Source organism: Halorubrum halophilum, assembly GCF_000739595.1.
Taxonomy (GTDB): Archaea; Halobacteriota; Halobacteria; order Halobacteriales; family Haloferacaceae; genus Halorubrum; species Halorubrum halophilum.
In genome coordinates this window covers 1-15,597 of the sequence record NZ_BBJP01000041.1, presented here as the reverse complement: position 1 = coordinate 15,597, position 15,597 = coordinate 1, and the positions used below count along the sequence as shown (strand labels likewise).

Sequence of the window (15,597 nt, the reverse complement as noted above, 5' to 3'; positions counted from 1 at the left end):
TCCTCCCTTCCCCCCCCCGCCGGCGCTGGCGCCGGCGAGGACCTCGTACAACGTCTCTGTCGTGACCTTGACGTTCTCGTCGAGATCTATCGCAAGCTCTTCGTTGAGGCTGTTGACGACAAAATTAAGGAGGTGCTCTTCTTCTATCTCGCTGTCTGCTTCGGTAGCTTCCACACCCTTCCCAAGCAGACACTTTCACTCAAACCCGATGTGATCGACTGAACATCTGTTGTTTCGGGGTACGCTCAAACTGGAGGCCGATATACCACGAGAGATTCCCGTATTCATCGCCGGTAAGCTCCTCTTCTTTCTTCAACTTCCGGAATACAGTGAGAATAGAACCCTCTGCATCTGTTATCTCGTCCTGTTCAAAATATCCGCCTGCGAACCCTTCTTCGGAAGCCGATCTACTAATCGGATAGCGGCCGCTTGCATAGTAGTCTCCTCCACCGTGCATATCGGTCAACGAGTAGCGCGAAATGAGATTCGCATTCTCAGGGGCAAACTGCCGTAAATACGACTGAGGGACGTAATGCTCGTTCACTACCACAGTACTACGGAATCATTCTGAATGAATTTTGTGTGCGCTCAACTTTGGTTCATTTTTTACAGTACAGGACAGATAATCTCTAAATGTGTCGAGAAGGTAGTGGTATTCGTGGAACCGTAGAAACCCCCACTTGTTTAAATTAGTGGCGTGTCCTCGAAAACATGAGCGAGAACGGACCCACGACCGCGGCGATCTACGCCCGAGTCTCGACGTCGGACCAGGACGTGTCTCGACAGCTCGACGAGGCGCGCGAACACCTGGAGCGTCTCGGTGTGGAAGACGTCGAGGAGTACCCCGAGGTCGTCTCGGGCGCCGCCGACACCGACACCCGCGAGGTCTATAACCAGCTCCTCGACGACGTCGAAACCGAGCGGTTCGACCTCGTCGTCGTTCACGAGATCAGCCGACTCTCTCGCCTCGGACCGACTGAGATTCACGAATTCATTCAACACTGCTTGGAGCACGACACCGGCGTCGAGGCCCTCGACGTCGGCTTGAAGATTCACGTCGACGACGGCGATCTCCAGCAAACGATATACAGCATGGTCGCCCGGCTGATGGGAGACCTCGCACAGATAGAACACCAGCAAAAGCTCCAGCGAATCCGATCGGGCGTCCGTGCCGCACAGTCCGCCGGAAAGTGGACGGGGAGGCCGCCGGCAGGGTTCGTCGTCGAGGACGGCTACCTGCGCGTTGATCCCGCCGAGTTCCTACACGTCCGCGAGGCCGTCGCCCGTGTGGACCGCGGGGAAGCCTTCGCGAAGGTCGCCAACGACACCGGTCTCGCTGAGTCGACGCTCCGGAGCCTTCACCAAGACCGGCGCGACCTCTACCTCGGTGGCGAGGCGGACGACGAACGCGTCAACGAGGCACTCGGCGACGTCCGACCGCTGGAGGACGCACGGACCGAGGCCCCCGACCTCGAAGCGTTGCAAGAGCGAGTGGAGCGGCTGGAGGATGCTACCAACGTCGACGACCGCTAACCCCCACCTCCCCCTTCGGCTCCGATCCGAATCGTGCGTGCGCGTAGAACAGCCATTCGGAAACTCAAGATTCTCACCGATCTCCCGACGGGGACGAGCCTCCACCAAGATCGGCGCGGCTTCTACCTTGGCGGCGAGGCCGAGGACGAGCGCGTCGACGAAGCACTCACCGACGTCCGCCCCCTGGAAGACGCCCGAGCCGAGGATCCCGACCTCGAAAAGCTGCGTGAACGCGTCGAGAGATTAGAGGAGGCGGCCGGCGTCGACGAACGCTAACAAACCCCCCTCTTCATCCGATTTGGAGGCATGATCTGGCGACGATACCCCACCCCTCGGCCCGTCAGTCTTCGATGTATTTCTGCTTCAACTTCCACGGTACGTCTCCGCCGTTCCTGTAGACGTATCGGGTAGCCTCCTCGATGTCGGCCAGTTGGACGTTCTCCCGAGCCCCGCCACCCACCTGCTGGATGGACCCCTCTGATTTCGGTAACATCTCGTCTTTTAACAGTCGGCGGGCCTGTCCCTGCTCACTATCCCGCACCGCGTAGTTGAGAAGGGTATCGATAGATACCTTGTTAGAGCCGGTCACTCGGTCGTTGAGAAGAGTCTCGACAATTCGGTTCTTGATATCCTGCTCGCTCATTCTATAGTATGTACTTATAGGCCTTCGCACTAAAAACTGTCGGTTATTGTGACAGTAGTGTTCAACCTATTCCACAGATTTATACCCACAGATGGGATACAGTAGGATATGTCATCCGCGACGACGCGACTCGACCATGACCTAGCCGGGAGGGGATCGCTGCCGACCCTGTTCAAATCGCAGGAACGCGCACGCATCATCGAAGCCTTCGTCACCAACAAGAGCCGAGAACTCAACGTCAGCGACATCGCGCGCCTCAGCGACACGTCGCGAAGCACGGTGTACGAGCAGCTCGAACAGCTCACCGAATTGGGGATCGTTGAAGAGGTTGACCGCGGGGCCAGCAGCTTCTACACCCTGAACGAGGACGACGAGCTGGGGGAGATGCTCTACAAGCTCCAGGGGCTCACGCTCCACCGGCTCTACGAGATCGACGACGACGTCGAGCTGTAATCACCGACTCGGTTCCTTTTGACCCCGCAACCAGCTTCTCTTCATAGCGACGGGTATAGTGTCAACACTCAAATAAACTGTACTACCATCTGACTTTTCGGGGGATAAATCGCCAGACGACAGCAGGGACGCCGGCTATCGCTGGGATTGCCGTCTGAGATATAGCGCCCCACGAGGGCTGTTCGTCTTTCCTACAGGATTCTCTATATGTTATTCTAAAGGATTCCCTATAGGATATCCTCTATACAAGTCTAGAGCGTCAGAGCCCTTTCGCTGCGTCCTCGCGAAGAGCCTCCCTGAGGGGCTCCAAGTCCTCGCCCGCAACCTCTTGGAAACCGACGCGCAGCGTGAGCGCGAGGAGTTCGCTCTTCTTCGGGTCGTTGACGTCCACGCCCAGCTCTTCTCCGAGCGCGTCAGCTATCGCCTCGCGGCGGTCAGCGTGTTGGTCCTCTTCGAGAGCGGCGACGAACGCCGCCAGCGGCCCGTCCCACGCAGAGAGGGTTTTTTGCCGCTCGCCGGCGTCGATCTCGCTCAGGTGTTCAGCGATGCTTTCTCGGAACTCGGTGCGGTTCGTCTCGTCGCTGGCGGTGTCGAGACGGCTCCCGTGATCGGTTTGTTCACGAAGTTCTTCGAGCTCGTCGTCGGCCATGCTACGCACCCCCCAGCCGGTCGGCAAGGGCGCGCGCATCCGCCTCGAACGCCTCACGCGCGTCTTCAGCTGTCGCCGACGGCTCCTCAAGCGCGAACGCGGTCTGCCCGCCCTCAACCGCGTTCCGAATATCCTGCGAGTACGGGATGTACTCCGGTGCGATCGCTTCGGGGTATTCCGCGCGGAACGCCTCTAGGTACTCTTCAGCGAGCTTCGTTCGTGTATCGACCTTGTTCGGGAGCACCATCGAGAGCTCTACCTCGACGTCGAATGCTTCGACCATCTGCGTGAGATCCTCGCGGAGTTGGTCCGCTTGCTCCGCCTCGAACGGCCCCATTTCAACTGGCGCGAGGACATGTTTCGCCGCCCACAGCCCGGAGTAGCTCACGTTGTTCGTGAGCCCCGGGAGGTCGAGCAGGACAGCGTCGTAGCCGCGGGGGTCGATGTACTCGTCGAGGAAGGTCTCCAATCGCGAGTACCGATCGGCGGCGTCATCGATGTTGCCGAGGTCAGCGTCGAGGCTGTCTAACCCTGGGTGTGCGGGGATAAGGTCGACTCCCTCGCCTGTCTCAACGACGAGATCGTCGACGGCCGCCTCACCGAGCTTCTCGGCGATCGCCGCCCACTCGTCTTGGAACACCGTCGTCACGTTCGGCCACGCGTCGCCGGCGTCGATCAACTCTCGGTACTCTCCCCAGACGCCGAACGTTTTCGCGAGGTCACCCTGCTTCCCCGCGAGGTCGATGAGGAGGACGTCGAAGCCCTCCCTGGCGAGCGCGACGCCGAGGTGTGCTGTCGCGGTCGTCTTCCCGGTCCCGCCTTTGTCGATGAACGCAGCGAGGCGTATCGTGTCAGTCATAGAATTTCCTATAGCATCTCCTATAGACATCTCTGTAGGTAAAGCTACGTCAGACAGTTGCCTCTCTCCGCGGGGGGAGGGGATGGGGGGCTGGCGTACACGCGAGCGCGTAAGCTCCGGGAATGAACGTGGAGGAGCGAATTGGCGACTCGGCTATCTACTCGTGAAGATTCTGTAACCGATCACCAACGCCCCCAGAATAACGCCGAGGATGATGCTTTCAATGTACGCTGCGACGAACTGGAGTATGGTCAATTCGACCATATTCCTTGATGGTTGAGATTTTAACTTAACCACCCACGTGCCGGGGTCAGACCGATTCGAGCTCGCGCCGGACAAGGTCGTCCACATCAGGTAGGTTGTACATCTCAACGATCACCTCAACATCCCTCTGACCCCCTTCTTGTAGGTGTTTATCGACAAGGTTCTCAATTGCTGCTGGTAGCCAGCCCGGCTGCTTCGCCTCTCCATCTCCCTTGTGTACGGTGTCGTGGCACTCCCGACACAGGTAGCATCCCGTCTCGTTTTCTCCATACCTCCAGTGGTGAAAGTCGAGACCTGTGTCCACGCTTTCGCAGAGAGGACAAGTTGAGGGGCGTTCGCGGCTGTTTTTTACCGGAGAACGCGGCTCGAATCCTGCTTCCATCACGGCCTCGTTCCAGCTCCCGAACCGGAGTTGTACAGTTCTCGGAGAGTAGTTTCCGTACTCTGTGTATTTCGTCTTCGTTGGGGGCGTTCTACCCGTGAGGTCGCTGATTCTTTTTATATCTTCTATGAGTTCCTCGTCGCTGTGCTGCTCTCCTCTGGTCATTTGTCAATGCTGTTGTTCTCCAGTAGCGTGTTAAGTTCTCGGACGGGTGGGGGGCAAGCACGTCGTCTAAAGCTGTGGTACGTCACGCACGATCAAGACCAGGGCGAGAACGATGCCGATCGCCGCCTCTGGTGTGGCGTGTACGTCTCCCGCTACGGGATCGATGTAGAACGCGCCGGTCGAACCCCACACGACGCCGGCGAAGACAGCCCACGCGGCGAGCGCGACGGCGAGCGTTCCGACGGTTCGCCGCGACGGTGGGTAGTCCACTTGGTCGGACGCTTTTGCGGCACCGTGCCCGAGGAGCAGCCGAGCCCGAGCCCACGCGCTGTCCGGGTCGGACGCAGCTGGCGCTTCGTGCTCGTCGGCGAACGCGCCGAAGGTCTGCTGTCGCTCTCGGGCTTCGGCTTCGAGCGGGTCTGGCAGGTGGTCGTACGCATCACTAAACATCAGGCTTTCATCTCATAGAGCCAAAAAAGGCATATACGATTGCGTATACGTTTTCGCATACGTTAGCGTATATACCTTGTTTCGATACTCAAAACAGCCACATACCTAGAAAAATCGACCGTGTAGATCGAAGAGTGTCAATGAAATTTGAAGAGTGTCACCTCAATATGTACATCGCGCTTGGCGTAGGCTACGGTAAAGGCCAGCAACAAGAAGATAGATAATCCACAGAAGGCGATCAGCGCTGCTACTAGAGGTGTGAATGTAGTAAAAACCATAGGAGTTCTTCAGTTATTCGTGCTTCTCGGTAACTTCTTCATCTATTATTTTCTCAACCTCCTCAAGATCGACTTTGGACGTAGTTGAGTCTGTAGTGGCGTTGCCGGGCAACTCTTCTTCGTCGTCATTTTCCCAAGGAGACCAGTTGCGAAGTTGCTCTACACGGTCTCGATATTTTTGTGGAATCTCTTTCACCTCAGAGGGAACCTCATCCCAGGTTTTTGCTAACCCAGTCCAGTATTCCGCAGATTTGTCTTCCCAGAATTCATCTGGGCGTTCACCCACAGACGTAGGCGCAGGAAGAGCGGGGTCGCGGTTTAGAGGCTCATCATCATATCGAATGTACGCGTCCCCATCATCGATCGCCTTACGGACGTTTGATTTTATTGTACTGAGATCGCTCATCGACACCTCGTGAGATTCGCGGAGCGATTTGAAGGAATCTGACCGAGAGACTACCTCGTCCATACTCTCTGGTTCTCGCACCCGTTCATCAACAAGCACCACAACTACACCCAGAGTGACTTTGGCGATATTCTTGTGTTGGCCAAATCGTCTGAAATCAAGTTCCTGAACGGTGCTCACCACCATATCTTTTTCATGTGATGCCAGTGGTAGCCCCGAACAGATTGCTTGGGGGATGCGTTTCTTATCGCGCTGACTTTCACGAATACTGTGCTCTCCGTCAGATCGATGCCGCCCTTCGTGTAGTTTTCTTAGTCGGGCCGCTTCACTGTCATCTGCTGTCTCATCACCGATACGTGTCGCCATCGAGCTGTCATATCCAGCAGTAAATGAGTAGCCTTCCTCCGTTCTATCTCGGCCCTCAGATGAACTCTCAACACTGTTATCAAGATGCGTCCCACTAAATGGAGGTCTCACCGGTGGACCACCTCCTCGATCGGGAGGACCGTCAGAATCGTCTTCTGGGCGGGAGAGAACCTCATAATCGCCCTCCACAATCTCTTCAGTTGTGATTTGCTGTACCTCTTCAGGAATCGGTTTGGGACCGTCTTTTTGCCGTCCTTGGTCGTTCTCATTTGACATAGTAGATACTCCTCATCTTGTTTTCAGGTGAAGGGAGCGACAACCGCTATACGAGTGGCTCGAAAGGCCCTGTCTACAGTTGAACGACAGACGACGCGCTCGAAGCGGTTGTGCGCAGGAGAACAATCGGAACGCCGTGGCGTTCCTCCCTTCATTTCCATGTATTGTAGCCAGTCTTACTTAAAAGAATAATGCGAGGGGAGATACCGGTTGCCGATGTTGTGTCTGACATACTTTTACGTATCCGTATACGCATACGTAAGCGTATATGCCTGATTCAGCACTCAGAGCGGCTACTTTCCTCGACAAAGGCGGCGTCGGGAAGACCACAGCGACGGCGCATCTCGGCGTCGCTCTCGACCGACACGGATACGATGTCCTGCTCCTCGATCTCGCCGGGAAGCAGGGCGACCTCGCCAAACACTTCGGTCTCTGGGGCGACATCCAAGCCGATGACGACCGCTGGCCGAACATCACCACGGTATTTCAGGACCAGTGGGAGACAATCTCCGAGAAGCTCCCTACGGCCGTCGAGGACCTCATCGTCCCGACCGGCGAAGGACCCGACCTCATCCCGGCGCACGAGAGCCTAGACGGCCTCGACGCAACGCTCGGGAATATCGACGAGGCCGCGGAGCGATACAGTCGCCTCGACGAGTTCCTCACCGGCTACGTGGAAGATGACTACGACGTCATCCTCGTAGACCTGCCCGGTTCGACGTCGAACATCGCGTACAACGGCCTCTGGGCGGCGAAGCACGTCGTCGCACCCGTCCGCCCCGGGCCGTTCGAGGCCGGACAGGCCGCGCAGTTGCGGCGGGACTTGAAGACGATCCGGGAGGAGCAAGACGTCAACATCGAGCTCGTGATGGTGCTGCTGAACGAAGTTGATGAGCGCACCAAGGCGGGGAAGGCGTACCTCGAAGAGTTCGAGGACGAGTACCCGGAGGCACTCGCTCCTGCGCAGATCCCCAGCTCCCAAGACGTACAGAACGCACAGATGAACGGCGGAACGCTCTTCGCGCTGGAGCGTCCGTCGAAGACAGCCCAGCGAGCCATCGAAGCATATGAGACCGATGCGGAGGCTCTCGTGGAACGGCTGGGGGGTGCCCGATGACGGACGACGACGAGGAACTAGAGCAGTTGCGAGAGGACACGGAACTCGGGACACGTGCTGAGTATTCCACGCCAGGTGAGGAGACCACCAACCTGGAGGACGCGATGGTTGCGCTGCTCGCCGAGGTCGAGGCGGGCGAGGTCTCGAAGACACTCTCGGTTCGGGATGAGCGCCTTACGGCGCTCGTGCGGGGGCTAGAGGAGACAGGTGGCCTCGACGACGTTGGAGAGGCTCTCCGCGAAGAACTTGGGCGTGAAGCCGATGCTGACGGGACTGACAGGAGCGAGATGCTACGGCTAGCCGTCCGTCTCGGTCTTCAGAAGGCTGCGCCGGAAGTCCTCGACACGGCCCGGGACGCCTCCGCCAGACACGCGAGCGAGCAGTTCTAAGTTGTGTACGTATCCGTATACGAATACGGATACGTTTATGTAAATAAACGCTTAGCCGTTCTACAATTTTGGAGAACGTGAGCGAGTAGGTCGCGTAGTTTCTATCGCGAGATGTGATTTATGAACAGACGAAATGGGGTGTCTCCCGTAAACACTCCACTATCGAAGTGTCTTTTCACTGGCTTCACCCCCTCTTCGAGGCAAGAGGATCGGGCTCCTCGCGGGTGTGAGAGCGCCGGACACCGTGTTTCCGCTGTATCTATGTTCAGGATTCGGGATTAGAACGACTATCCTGAACGGTGGACCCACACAACGATATCCGAGCTAGTGGTAATTATGAATTGAATAACCTATCAGCACTGCCGGTCGATCCACTGACACCACTTCTCGAAGTCTTCCGCTCCGGACTGGTCTGCGATGTTACGTAGTGTTCCAGTTCGGATCCGATCGTGTTGCGGGACGGAGACGACACGGACATCGTCGTCGTTTGTCGGGTGCTCGTATCGAAGCTTGACGTGGCTGCCGGCCCGATCAACGATGACAAACCGATTTTTCGAAAGTGCTTTGACGACATCGCGTCCAGAAAAATCAGGCGCTCCCATCCGACTTACTGCATGAAGTCGGGGAGGCCATCGTGCTCGTCGCGGGCCTGCTGTACTTCATCAGGATCGATACCGAGTTCGTCAAGCACTTCTTTTTCCTCCTCCCAATTGTCGATCGAGTCACCGGTTTCCCCCTTGTGAAGTGCGACTGCCTCATCAAGATTGTCGAGGGCATCCTGCCGCGTCTCACCCTGGCTTGCGACAGCGGTCGCCTCGTCACGGGCGACCCACCAGCCATCGTCCGCCTGAGTGAGCGTGATCGTTCGCCCACTCCGGACGTCGTCGTTCGTACTTGTTTCGGTGCTCATTATCACCATGTTACCTGAGTGGCGTCATAAGCATTCGGCCGCTAATCGAACATACCGTCCAGAGTCTACTCAACAACCGAGACACGTGCGTACCCTGTAGTTGCTAATTCCATCTTAAAAAAGCTCTTGAGGTGGACACTCTCAAAGAGAAAGATTTCCATATTCGACAGGCCCTCCAAATCGGGTAGTTGACGATGAACCGAAAACCCATGAACTAACTATTTAGTGCCCGGCTGCGGGATGTATATCGTCGTCTCGATCGGTATCAATCGGTTCGTAGTCGTAGTCCATCCCCACAGGAGTGAAGCCGGGAACGTAGCTGAACCGCTTGCCAGGCTCTCCGTAGAACATCACGGGGAGAGTGCCCCGATAGTCACGAACGTTGTACTGTGGAGGCCACTCGTTGAGTTCAGCCGACGGCTTGTACACTTGAGGTGCAGGAAGCGCACCTCGTTCAAGATCCCGCAGATCGAGGATTCGAACTTCGAACTGACGGGCAAGTTCTTCAGCCTTCGGTGTGAGCTCGGTTGTATGACAGAGGACTGGCATTGCCCGGCAGGCAAACGCGATTGTACACAGCCGGAAGATCGTCGATGGCGTGATCGTGTCGCTTGTCCAGTCTTTACACTGCGCAACGATCCAATCAGTCGGCTGCTGTTGTTTTGGCTTCCGCTTGGCGACGATGTCGACCTCGAGACCGAATAGGTGCTGGCGCGTCTCTGCTTGATACCCCCACCGCTTCAAGGCGCGATGCAGTTGATACTCAAGCCATCGCCCATCGCCAATCCCACGCCCAGCCACGTCTGCATAGACAGATCGGTGACTAGAGAGTTGTTCAGGCAGCGTGGAGTTGTCCGTCGACCCCTCAGAAAGTGCGTCCTGAAGAATGACGATGTGGTCTCGAATCGTTTCGAGTGATTGCTCGATCGAATACTCTTGTGAGGAGTGGTCGTACCCCTGGATGGAGAGATCCTCAAGCAGCCGATCGAGATGTAGTTGGATGTGATACAGTGCCTGAGCAGGGTCGTCCCACGTCACCACCTCATGATCGGCTTGGGACGGAGTATCCTTGGCATCCGCAAGCTGTCGGCGAATCGTCTTGAGCGGATAGAGCGCGAGGAACAACCGTCGCCGTGTGGTGACAGCTTGGACGGTCGTAAGTGTCTCCTCTTCTGAGAGAGCGTCCCGGAGCGTCTCGATCGCGTCGATAAGCTGGGTGAGTCCACGATCGAATCCCGGCGGAAGCGAGAGTGGTTCGTCCGTCATTGAGAGAGTGGACTATGGGTGAAGTGCTGGCGAGTCAGCGCAGTTTCTGAGAGCGGGAGGAGCGTTGGCTGTCCGTGAGTGCGAAGGTGGTGGAAGAACTCGTCTGTCGTCGCAGGATACCACTGTGGGCTATCGCGCTCGCGGTAGCGGAGCTCGCCGTCGACAGAGACGACCACACCCTGTTCGGTTGTAGCCGTCTTCGCGAACACGAGCGCAGGTGGGTCTGGACGCGCCCAGCTGTCACGGATCCACTCAACCATCGTTTCAAGCGGTGGCGGGTCGACGGGATCAGGGTACCGGGCGGCTGCTGGCGCACGGATCGCGACGTCCTCGACACGGTCGCTACCACAGGAGCGCCACTCCGCGCCAGTCCACTCGAGTTCACGGCGTGTCCAGGACTCGCCTGTGCTGTCGGGTTCGAAGCGGAGGCGACGCGGTGGCGCACTCGGTGGGCTCCACTGAAGCAGGCAGGCACCGTCGTCAGCAAGCGTGACGTCATCGCGACCACGGTGAGACGCGTACAGTGCGGCGTCGATCTGTGCCCGTGCCCGCCGCAGGGTGGCGAGTGGATCGCCACCCGGCATCGAAACGACGTCGTCACCATCGTTGACCGCTTCGAACAGCCGGTGGAAGTTGGAGTCGATCTCTCTGAGCGTCTCCAGTTCACGCTGGTAGTCTGCCATTAGGCGGCCTCCGAGTCCGGCTTGTAACACGCAGTCTGGAGTCGACGGATGTGTTCGGCAAGCGGTTCGGTCGCGTCCGTTGGAGCAACGGACTTCGATCGGTCATCAAACGCGACTGCGCCGCACTCATCGAGCGTCTTGAGATGCGATTGAGTCAGCGAGATGTAGACCGAGGTGCGTTCGTTGCTCCCGATTTTACTGGGGTCGATCGCATTCTCGATGGCAGCGATTTCGACGGCCAGATCACCGGCGGAAATCTCTCCACGCGACTGTGAGAGTGAGAGTAAGACACGGCGACGCCGGCTATTCGCGATTGCGTTGAACGCACTGTCTGGATCCATCGGGATGGGAGAAGCGATCGGAGCGTCGGTGGGTTCGGTCACCTCAGATCGCCCCCACAATGATTGTCCGAACAGCAGATCGCTGGTGACGGTTTGGCGAGTTAGTGGAACTGGGCTGTACAACACGGTGTGTAAGTGGGTCAATGTCGAGTGAGGTACTCTGGAAACCAGAGTTATCACTCCTGACCCTGTTTGGGTTGGTTGCTGTCATTGGCTGGCAGCACGACTCCTCCGGCGCTTGGACGCCGGAGGGTTCCGTCAGGAATCGTGCGTGAGTTGAAGAGAGTCGATTGTGACTTTTATATGAGTGTCACAAATTGAGAGTCGCGTATTTGGTCTTTTGAACGCCTCTACGGTTGATGTTAGCTTGTATCCTTAATCACCTCTTAAATCACGCCTCACCCACTACCGGTGGGTAAAAATAATCCTCACTGCGGCGACTCTTCTCTATCTACAGAGAAAACAAGGCGAGTGCCTCGGAGCTTGACCCCGAGGCAGTTCACTCAATAGACGGAGTAAGCTAAGTGATTCAGGCCTTAATCTCGAGGTGACTCACAAACTCAGCGACTCAAATTCAACATGGTCGAGGTGTGATGTTGACAGGGTCCCAACTACAGAGCCGCTGACAGCGCTGTGAGGAACAGTTGACTGCCCAAACGTGGAATCGGACTCAGTCACCTACCAAATGCCACAGCGAGTCCAGCAGGCGGGCTCACCAACGGTGGTCAAACACCGGGAAGTGGTGGGGGAGTCTCCAATATGCTTTCACGATATCCTCACTCAAGTATTCGTTCGTGCCCGTAACTGGTGAGGGCCTGGAGGGGGACGCTTTTGAAAGGCGGCGGCCACAAGTGTGACAAGAGTACCGAGGTCCCAGTAGGGTGATTTCGGAGGGGTTCCGCATGAACATCGATACAGAAGCCATCCGAGACCGATGTACCGACCCCGTGTTTGATCGGGGGCAAACCTATCGCAGGGAGGGACGGATTCAGCAGCTTGACCGGTTCGACGATCTCATTTCAGCAGTCGTCAGTGGATCGAACCCATACGACGTGACTATCAAATTCGGTGGCCGAAGTCTTGAGACCCAGTGTTCCTGTCCATACGATAGCCATGGCGACTGTAAACACGTCGTCGCCGTGCTCCTCGCTATCGCAGGCGACCCGCCAAAAGATGAGAGCGAGCGTATCGAAGCCGTCCTTGGGGACGTCTCTGACGAAGAGTTGCGTACGTTCGTCCACGAGATTCTTGCCACTCACAGCACGGTCCGAGAACAGTTTCTCACGCAGTTCGGTGACGAACACAAATCAGTCGAAGAGTATCGTCAAGAGATTGGACACTTGTTCGAGCAACACGCCGATCCGGTTGTATTCGAAGCGATCGACTTCTCCCGATTCTTCGATATTGCCGAACAGTACCGTGAGCGCGATCGATACCTCGCTGCTGCGACCGTCTATCGAGCACTGTTCGAAGAAGTCGATGAGAAATTCACTTGGATCGATGGGGCCTACGATCACTACGCACAGACGCTCCAGACAGCTCTCGATGGATACATCGACTGTGTGTTGGTGACCGATCCGACCCCTGAAGACTTCGAGACGTATGCCGGCGTCTTGGAAACTCGGGCAGCAACAGAGTCAGAGATTAACAATAGACAGTTCTGGCGAGCACTCGACAACCTCGAAGATCGGTATGACCAATAGACGACCACGATCTCAAAACAGTGACTCCAACTCCCCGTCGCTATCCATCAACTCCGAGAAACGGTCCTCACTCTCGTCAGTGATCTCCCCGAGGTTCTGTTGCGCTTCGATTGCGACCTGCTGGAGCTCTTTCACTCGTGGGACGTTCGTCACGCCGCCGAGCAGCACGAGCGCTGCGACCGTCCCTTCTCCACGCCGCGGATAGTCACCACCTCGAACCTCCATCGGGCCGGTCTGTTCTTCGAGCCACTTGCGACCGTGCTCGATACCCTTCCGGTTGAGATACTCTGGCGGGCCGGCAACCACAAGCAGCGCTCGCTCTGTGCCCTTCACCTCACAGGGTAAGGTGAGCCGACCAAGAGTCGCCTTCCGGACAAGACTCGTGATCCGGTTGGTCGCCTCTGTACTGTCGATCCCGTCTCCTGTATCGCCACGGAGTCGAGAGAGCAGTCCCTTCCACTCTGGTTCGTCTACCTCGATGTCGGCATAGCCCAGCGAGGAGATCCCACCTCCTTTGAGCGTGTTAATGATCTCTACAGCTTCAGATAGAGATAAAGTTGTGTGACGTGGTTCGTCGGCCGTCCGGCTTGCTTACTGATTGTAGGGGTGGTCTTCCTGATCGTAGTACCAGCCGTTGCCGCCCAAGTACGAGTGCGATGTGACCAAGTCGACGCCAGTCGTTCCTTCGGGGAGCGCCATGTTTCCGATCTGCTCGAAGTGCTCTTCGACCTCCTCGCTGAACTCGTCACCCGAGTTGATGCCGAACCCAACAAGCATCCGCTTGACCTTGATGTTGATCTGCTCCGGCTTGCTCCGCTGGTGACCGTTGTTCGCCCCCTCGCGAAGGAGAAGTTCATGTGCTCGTATTCTAGGGGTGTTGTGGTGGTCTACAATCTCATCGATGGGGTCTGCTAATTCGTCCCCTCAGACGAATGCTCACATCTGTTCTGCCGGCCTCGGCTACTTCCCACCGACGCGCTCTACCCGGCTCAGTCATATTGTTCCCTGCCTACGGCAACCCTAGGGGGACGATCATCGTCTCTCCACACCACCTCCAGTGGTACCCCGCTTGCCCCCACGCGCCGGGAAAGCCCCTTGCTGTAGCTGACCACTCGTTGCTGTCGAACGCCGCGTCGGTCTGTCCCATCGCGTGGCTGGTCGTCGACGCCGGTCCCCACACTGAGAGTTTGAATGGGTGGCCTGTTGCTTCTGGTCGACGTCGATCGCTGTCTCTGTCTGGCTGTGCCAGCCGGGGGGTGTCTCCGCTCGCTATCCGGTGTCGTTCTGTCCGAGTGGGCCACCCTCTGTCCCGTACCCCAGAGGGTGCCGTCTCAGACTGTCTCATCTTCGTCCAGAATTCAGTATCTGATTTCTGATATTGATTTCCTGTCTCTCTCATCGATCTTGGAATTCTCCCCTCTCCCCTCGGCCCCGTCCTGATCTATCGCTACGCGGTCGACCTTCTGGTCGGTTTGCCCCTTAGGCCCCTAACACTGTGAATTCGCGGAACCCATATTGCGGGGTTGAGAGATATACTAGAGGCTCTATAAAACTCTCTCAGTCCCTTAGAACCCATATTTTGGGATTATGGGAGAGGGCCCTGTTACATCAAGTAGGCACTAATCGCTTCACGTACCCTTATTTTTAAACTCATCAGTTAGAATATTCTTTTTACATAGAAACAACACTATCAGCACCACGTACTGTTATATGAGTGTGTGTATTTACTGAAACTATGTTTTATTCAAAACACCCGTAAAACCACTACCGTCTGCTTATTCATCCGTATGTAACGTCTCGGCTGAATCACCGCTACGTCTGCTTATTCACACGAATAGCTACACCGCCGATATACTAGTGTGTATGATATATCTGTCTTATAATCAAACCCCCATATCTAGCCCACGTCTACTTATTTATCTGTATGTAACGTCTCTGCTGGATCACCTCTACGTCTGCTTATTCACAAGAATTGTAAACCGCCGACACACTAGTGAGCCTGACACACCTGTCTTATAATCAATCCCCTATATCTGGCTCACGTCTGCTTATTTAATATTATACATCAGTTGACCCTAATTAGGACGCTGTCTGCTTATTTATTGATTCCTGATCCGTACTCATGAGTGATATTTGATGTCAGTAGAGTGAGTAAGGTGGTTTGTGTAATCGGGAATGCCTAGTTGCGGACTCAAATGGCAGTCTATTGCTACCCAAGAATGTGGTGTATAGGAACAGGCTAGTATGGCAGCCTACATGGAATATCATTGCTGTATGGGTGTTGTATAACCGCTATGTTTGGAAAACGTGACTGCTTCCATGTCGATGAGATTGCTGTAATATGACTGCTTCTATGTCGATGAGATTGCTGTAATATGACTGCTTCTGTGTCGATGAGATTGCTGTAATATGACTGCTTCCATGTCGATGAGATTGCTGTAATATCGCTAGTTGTCCACTCTCT

Annotated in this window: 19 protein-coding genes and 2 pseudogenes; 6 read left to right on the top strand and 15 right to left on the bottom strand. The window is 56.2% G+C overall.

Features of this window, described 5'->3' with window-relative positions:
- Both ACP96_RS18780 and ACP96_RS18775 read right to left on the bottom strand, forming a co-directional pair.
- Positions 1-174, bottom strand: a pseudogene (locus tag ACP96_RS18780) (ISH3 family transposase); the annotation flags it as partial.
- Positions 175-199: 25 nt separating this feature from the next.
- Entirely contained in the window at positions 200-544 is a 345-nt protein-coding gene (locus ACP96_RS18775) for a DUF4238 domain-containing protein (protein WP_154020475.1), read from the bottom strand.
- 167 nt (positions 545-711) lie between these two features.
- On the opposite strand from ACP96_RS18775, the gene ACP96_RS13535 reads away from it, so the two are divergent.
- Positions 712-1,533 (top strand): recombinase family protein, encoded by an 822-nt coding sequence (locus ACP96_RS13535; protein ID WP_050033695.1) that lies wholly within the window; start codon positions 712-714, stop codon positions 1,531-1,533.
- Positions 1,534-1,566: 33 nt separating this feature from the next.
- A complete protein-coding gene (locus ACP96_RS13530; protein WP_050033694.1) occupies positions 1,567-1,809 on the top strand; it encodes a hypothetical protein in 243 nt (80 codons plus the stop codon).
- Positions 1,810-1,873: 64 nt separating this feature from the next.
- On the opposite strand, the gene ACP96_RS13525 is transcribed toward ACP96_RS13530, so the two are convergent.
- Positions 1,874-2,176, bottom strand: a complete 303-nt coding sequence (locus tag ACP96_RS13525) for a hypothetical protein (protein WP_050033693.1) — start codon at positions 2,174-2,176, stop codon at positions 1,874-1,876.
- Between the two features lie 108 nt (positions 2,177-2,284).
- On the opposite strand from ACP96_RS13525, the gene ACP96_RS13520 reads away from it, so the two are divergent.
- Positions 2,285-2,629, top strand: coding sequence for a winged helix-turn-helix domain-containing protein (locus ACP96_RS13520; protein ID WP_050033692.1), 345 nt, complete (start codon positions 2,285-2,287; stop codon positions 2,627-2,629).
- Positions 2,630-2,888: 259 nt separating this feature from the next.
- On the opposite strand, the gene ACP96_RS13515 is transcribed toward ACP96_RS13520, so the two are convergent.
- The 5 genes from ACP96_RS13515 to ACP96_RS18760 form a co-directional block, all read right to left on the bottom strand.
- Positions 2,889-3,278: a hypothetical protein gene (locus ACP96_RS13515; RefSeq protein ID WP_050033691.1), complete on the bottom strand. Its 390-nt coding sequence runs from the start codon at positions 3,276-3,278 to the stop codon at positions 2,889-2,891.
- 1 nt (position 3,279) lies between these two features.
- Positions 3,280-4,137: a ParA family protein gene (locus tag ACP96_RS13510; protein ID WP_050033690.1), complete on the bottom strand. Its 858-nt coding sequence runs from the start codon at positions 4,135-4,137 to the stop codon at positions 3,280-3,282.
- Between the two features lie 310 nt (positions 4,138-4,447).
- Positions 4,448-4,948 carry a homing endonuclease associated repeat-containing protein gene (locus tag ACP96_RS18770; protein ID WP_050033689.1) on the bottom strand — a complete coding sequence of 167 codons (501 nt, stop codon included), beginning with the start codon at positions 4,946-4,948 and terminating at the stop codon, positions 4,448-4,450.
- A 66-nt stretch (positions 4,949-5,014) separates the two neighbouring features.
- Positions 5,015-5,398, bottom strand: a complete 384-nt coding sequence (locus ACP96_RS18765) for a hypothetical protein (protein WP_050033688.1) — start codon at positions 5,396-5,398, stop codon at positions 5,015-5,017.
- Between the two features lie 291 nt (positions 5,399-5,689).
- Positions 5,690-6,724: a hypothetical protein gene (locus ACP96_RS18760; protein WP_154020474.1), complete on the bottom strand. Its 1,035-nt coding sequence runs from the start codon at positions 6,722-6,724 to the stop codon at positions 5,690-5,692.
- A gap of 268 nt (positions 6,725-6,992) precedes the next feature.
- Here ACP96_RS18760 and ACP96_RS13495 point away from each other — a divergent pair, with 268 nt between their 5' ends.
- Both ACP96_RS13495 and ACP96_RS13490 read left to right on the top strand, forming a co-directional pair.
- The gene (locus ACP96_RS13495) at positions 6,993-7,841 is read left to right on the top strand and encodes a ParA family protein (protein WP_050033687.1); all 849 of its coding nucleotides are present in this window, start codon (positions 6,993-6,995) and stop codon (positions 7,839-7,841) included.
- On the top strand, positions 7,838-8,230 hold the full coding sequence (locus ACP96_RS13490; protein ID WP_050033686.1) for a hypothetical protein: 393 nt from the start codon (positions 7,838-7,840) through the stop codon (positions 8,228-8,230). Before ACP96_RS13495 ends, ACP96_RS13490 begins: the two co-directional genes overlap by 4 nt.
- A gap of 353 nt (positions 8,231-8,583) precedes the next feature.
- Here ACP96_RS13490 and ACP96_RS17965 read toward each other — a convergent pair whose 3' ends face one another.
- The 5 genes from ACP96_RS17965 to ACP96_RS13470 form a co-directional block, all read right to left on the bottom strand.
- On the bottom strand, positions 8,584-8,832 hold the full coding sequence (locus ACP96_RS17965) for a type II toxin-antitoxin system HicA family toxin (RefSeq protein WP_082222551.1): 249 nt from the start codon (positions 8,830-8,832) through the stop codon (positions 8,584-8,586).
- Between the two features lie 5 nt (positions 8,833-8,837).
- Positions 8,838-9,140, bottom strand: a complete 303-nt coding sequence (locus ACP96_RS13485; protein WP_050033697.1) for a type II toxin-antitoxin system HicB family antitoxin — start codon at positions 9,138-9,140, stop codon at positions 8,838-8,840.
- Between the two features lie 222 nt (positions 9,141-9,362).
- On the bottom strand, positions 9,363-10,406 hold the full coding sequence (locus ACP96_RS17960; protein ID WP_082222550.1) for a restriction endonuclease: 1,044 nt from the start codon (positions 10,404-10,406) through the stop codon (positions 9,363-9,365).
- Positions 10,403-11,089 carry a hypothetical protein gene (locus ACP96_RS19605; protein WP_050033685.1) on the bottom strand — a complete coding sequence of 229 codons (687 nt, stop codon included), beginning with the start codon at positions 11,087-11,089 and terminating at the stop codon, positions 10,403-10,405. Before ACP96_RS19605 ends, ACP96_RS17960 begins: the two co-directional genes overlap by 4 nt.
- Positions 11,089-11,430, bottom strand: a complete 342-nt coding sequence (locus tag ACP96_RS13470) for a DUF7344 domain-containing protein (protein WP_050033684.1) — start codon at positions 11,428-11,430, stop codon at positions 11,089-11,091. The genes ACP96_RS19605 and ACP96_RS13470 overlap by 1 nt, the downstream gene beginning before the upstream one ends.
- 902 nt (positions 11,431-12,332) lie before the next feature.
- On the opposite strand from ACP96_RS13470, the gene ACP96_RS13465 reads away from it, so the two are divergent.
- Entirely contained in the window at positions 12,333-13,133 is an 801-nt protein-coding gene (locus ACP96_RS13465; protein WP_050033683.1) for an SWIM zinc finger family protein, read from the top strand.
- Between the two features lie 12 nt (positions 13,134-13,145).
- Here the strand turns inward: ACP96_RS13465 and ACP96_RS13460 are convergent.
- Both ACP96_RS13460 and ACP96_RS13455 read right to left on the bottom strand, forming a co-directional pair.
- Positions 13,146-13,670: pseudogene (locus ACP96_RS13460) on the bottom strand (cell division protein); the annotation flags it as partial.
- Positions 13,671-13,724: 54 nt separating this feature from the next.
- On the bottom strand, positions 13,725-13,910 hold the full coding sequence (locus ACP96_RS13455; RefSeq protein WP_050033682.1) for a hypothetical protein: 186 nt from the start codon (positions 13,908-13,910) through the stop codon (positions 13,725-13,727).
- Positions 13,911-15,597 lie beyond the last annotated feature (1,687 nt).